Raw genomic sequence first — 4,577 nt, forward strand, 5'->3', positions numbered from 1 at the left:
CCATCGACGACCATCGACGAGCAGCGCAAGAAGAAGGGGCTGTTCTCCAGCAAGACCACCACCACCCATGACGAGTGGCACGAAAGCCTGGCTGTCGGCACCACGCTCAGCGGCGAGAGCGTGCAGATCGCCGCCGGCCGCGACCTCACCGCGCAGGGCACGCAGATCGCCGGCACCGGCGACGTGCTGCTGGCCGCCGGCCGCGACCTGACGCTGACGACGGCAGAGAACACCTACTCCGAATCGCACGACAAGACGGTCAAGAAGTCGGGGTTGTTCTCTGGCGGTGGCATTGGTTTCACCATCGGCAAGCAGCAGACCGATACCGAAAGCGACATCACCGGTGTGACCCATGCCGGCAGCACGGTCGGCAGCCTCGAAGGCGATGTCACTCTGGTAGCCGGCAACAAGTTGTCCATCACCGGCAGCGACGTGTTGGCCCTGGAAGGCGACATCATCGGCAAGGCCAAGTCGATCGAGATCGCCGAGGTGCACGACACGAGCACGGCCGAGCAGCAGACGCGGTTCAAGCAGAGCGGTTTGACGGTTGCTGTGAGCGCTCCTGTGTTGAGCGTGTTGCAGACGGCGGATGATCTGAACAAGGCCTCCAAACAGTCCGGCGGCGATGGTCGCATGCAGGCGTTGGCTGCCGGCGCTGCCGCCCTCAATGCCTACAACTCAGCCGGTGCGCTGAGTGAACTTGGCCAAGGGCTGGCCAGCGGCAACGCAACCGACATGGCCAAGGGGGCCAACCTGAGCATCTCGGCCACCATCGGCGGCAGCAAGAGCGAGAGCCAGAGCACGCAAAGCAGCAGTACGGCAAAGGGCTCCACCCTGCAGGCAGGCGGGGACGTCACTCTGATCGCTACCGGCGGCGGACAGGACAGCAACATCGTGGTGCGTGGCAGTGACATCAGTGCAGGCAATGATCTGCTGTTGTTGGCCGACAATGCCATTACCCTTGAGTCGGCGCAGGACACCGCCGGGCAGCACAGCAGCAGCAAGAGCAGTAGTGCGGCCATCGGCGTGGCAGCCACCATCGGCAGCGGCGGCACTTCCTTCGGTGTTACTGCCAGTGCCAGCGCTGCCCGTGGCAATGCAGACGGCGAAGACCTCATTCAGCGCAACACCCATGTCAGCGCCGGCAACACCGCCACGGTCATCAGCGGGGGCGACACCACGCTCAAGGGCGCGCAGCTCTCCGCCGAGCGGGTGCTGGCCGATATCGGTGGCGACCTGAACATCGAGAGCCTACAGGACACCAGCACCTACGACAGCAAGAACAAGAGCATGGGCGGCAGCGTGACGGTGGGTGCCGGTTTCAGTGGCAGCGCCAGTTACAGCAGCAGCAAGGTCAGCGGCGACTACGCCAGCGTGACCGAGCAGAGTGGCATCTTTGCCGGCGGTGGCGGCTTTGATATCCGAGTGGAAGGCAACACCGACCTGAAGGGCGCGCTTATCGCCAGCACGCAGGAAGCGGTGGATGCCGGAGTGAACCGCCTGCAGACGGGCACGATCACCGCCTCGGACATCGAGAACCACAGCGACTACAGCGCCAAAGGCGTGAGCCTGTCCGGTGGTTACAGCGCGGGTGGGAAAAAGGACGGCGATACCGGCGCACCCAGCACCACCGACAAGGGCAGCGACTGGTCCTGGCAGAACTTCAACACGGGGGCGCAGGGTGCGGCGGCTGGCTACGGCAGCAAGAGTGGCAGCGACGGCTCCACCACCATCAGCGGCATCAGCGGTGGCGTGGTGGTCATCACCGACGTGGAGGGCCAGCAGGCCCGGACCGGGCAGAGTGCGGAAGAAATCTTGGCCGGCCTGAACCGCGAGGTGCTCAGTACCGACGACGTCAACGGCCTGATCAGAACCTGGGATGGGGAGAAGCTGCAGCAGCAGGTGGAAGCGCAGGCGCAGATCACGGCCATGTTCGGGCAGCAGGCCAGCAAGGCGGTGGGGGATTATGCAAGCAGGAAGGCGCTTGAGCTTCGCCTGCAGGGCAATGAAGAAGAGGCTGCCAAGTGGGACGAAGGTGGTGCGTATCGCGTGGCAGCTCATGCAGTCATGGGCGCACTCGGGGGTGGCCTGGAGGGAGCACTGGGTTCGGGCTCTGCGGCAGCCGCAGCGCCGTACCTTACCGAGTTAACGAGTCAGCTGCCGGATGGGGTGAAGGAAGCGATTGGTGCGGGACTCGCCGCAGGACTGGGCGCGGCGCTGGGAGGCGGTGCCGGAGCTTCGATGGCGTTCAACGAAGACGCCAACAACCGCATGCTGCACCCCGAAGCGGTGAAGTGGATTCGTGAGCATGCAAGCGAGTTTGCCGAGCAGCAAGGTATCTCCGAGCAGGAGGCTTACCGGATTTTGCTGGTTGAAGGTGCGGCCTATGTGGATCAGGGGGTTCAGGACAAGCTGGCCCAGTTGGGTAGTTACGACAACGAGGCAGCGATCGAATTCCTTATGAAGAATCAGGATGTCTATGGGAACCTTGCGGCATTCGATGGTGATCATCGAAACATATCGATGTTTGACAACGAATTGGGACGTAGTACTCAGGAGTTCATTGATGTATTCAATGCGCTTGCCGCAACGGTGGGTACCAAAGGTGACTGGCACATGACTTTGGCTCCGGCAAACAATGCCTTTGCCGATGCTTCGGCCTCGCAATGGGGAGTGGCTAAATTACAAGCAGCTAGTGCAGGGGTAGGTGTTTTGGCTGCGGCGGGAGTGGTTTTTTATCCGATGCTCCCGGAGTGGGCTGCAGCTGGAACAAAAGGAGCCGGCATTAGCTCTTCAATTTATGTTGGTACCGTGGCAGGGAAAGCCACCTCCGAAACATGGAAGGGAGGAAGTTTTCTTGAAGCCTATGGAGATAATTTCTCTTGGGCAAGATTCGGAATTTCGGCGACTACCGGTGCGGTTGGGGGTATGTATACTCAGCAAATGCTAATGTGGTCAGGCGTGCCAGTTGGATTCTTTCCAAGTATTAAGACGGCTGGTGGTCTTGTTATAAGAGTAAATAGCATGCTGAAAAGTGCTGCTGTTTCAAAGGCGGCGAATGCTGTTGTTGATCAGCATGAGAAGAATGTCAGTGAGGGGGGCAAGTAATGGATTTTATTTCTCAGTTAATCGCGGCATTGATAAATCCAATTGAAGGTGGATTTTTTAGAAAAACAGGATATCTAAAGCTTGTTATTTTCGGGGGTTTTGTCGGAGTTTTAATTTCCGCAATAATTAACACCTGTGGATTTTTTTTCATGAGAGGTTCGGGGAGGGATTTGTTGTCTTACTATGCGTCATTTAATGGAATTTTTTCTATTTTGGTTTTTCCATTGGGAGGGGGCGTGTTTTTCCCTGTAATTAAATGGTTCAGTCTCCAGTGTCAGGAGCAAAGTGGGTGGAGTGGTCGTTATAAGAAGTAAGTGGTTGGGGTGATTTGAAGAATAGAAGAATAACGGTTCCTTCGGAATGGCGGTTCCGGAATAACGGTTCTAGGCTCACTTATCTGTTTTGAGGTTTGCCTGAAGCCAAGGTAATCGCACGCGCTTTCAAAATTCAGGAAAAACCAGGTCGCCGGCAGCAACGTGCTGAGCCAGGCGGGCATCGGCATCGTGGGCCAGAACGTGACCATCGAAGCGGCGCAGGACAGCAGCCACGCCGTCGAGACGCAGAAGTTCCGGCAGTCGGGCATCAACGTCAGCCTGAAGGGCGGAGCGCTGGACACCGCCATGGCGGTGAAGAACAGCGTGGACCGTGCCGGACAGGTGCAGGACGACCGGTTGGCGGCACTGCATCTGGCGCAGGCCGGGCAGACGCTGCTCTCGGGTGGGCAAGCGGGCCTGAACAGCCTCAAGGGTGCCGGCGGCCAGTTTGGCGACCTTGCCAACACCGGCAAGACCACCAAGGCCACGGGCAACAACGGCCTGAGCCTGCGTATCGGCATCGGCGCCAGCAAGAGCAGCGGCTCGGTGGAATACAGCGCCACCACCGCCGCCGGCAGCCGCATCGCCAGCGAGGGCGACGTAGCGATCCACGCTACTGGTGATGGCATGGGTAACGGTGGCGACCTCACCGTCACCGGCAGCCGCATCGAAGGCGACAACGTGACGCTGGCGGCGGCCAACGATCTGGTGCTCAAGGCCCTGCAGGAAACGCGCGAGCAGGTCGAGCGCAACAAGGCCAGCAGCGGCGAGGTCGGCGTGACCATCGGCAGCGAGGCGGGCATTGGCGTCTATGTCAGCGCCAGCGCGGCCAAGGGCAAGGGCGACGGCCGCGGCACCACCCACGCCGAAACCACGGTGGAAGCGGCCAATACCCTCACCCTGGTCAGCGGCCGCGACACCACGCTGGAAGGAGCGCAGGCCAAGGGCGAAACCGTCATCGCGGACATCGGCCGCAACCTGACGCTGACCAGCCAGCAGGACACGAACGACTACACGCGCAAGGACCAGAGCGCGGGGATCGATGCGGCCGTCGGCACCGGCGGCGGGCAGATCAGCGCCAACTACAACCAGAGCAGGATCGACAGCACCTATACCAGCGTGAAGGAGCAGGCCGGCATCCAGGCCGGGGAAGGC

General features: G+C 60.5%; 2 protein-coding genes. Both read left to right on the top strand.

Features of this window, described 5'->3' with window-relative positions:
• Nucleotides 1–3,108, top strand: a 3,108-nt coding sequence (locus AC1DGW_RS16740; protein ID WP_478025166.1) for a hemagglutinin repeat-containing protein, incomplete at its 5' end; no start/stop codon positions are given.
• A 476-nt stretch (nt 3,109–3,584) separates the two neighbouring features.
• On the top strand, nt 3,585–4,577 hold a 993-nt coding region (locus AC1DGW_RS16745), incomplete at its 3' end, for a hemagglutinin repeat-containing protein (protein ID WP_478025168.1).

Source organism: Stenotrophomonas sp. 05N423 (assembly GCF_056397145.1).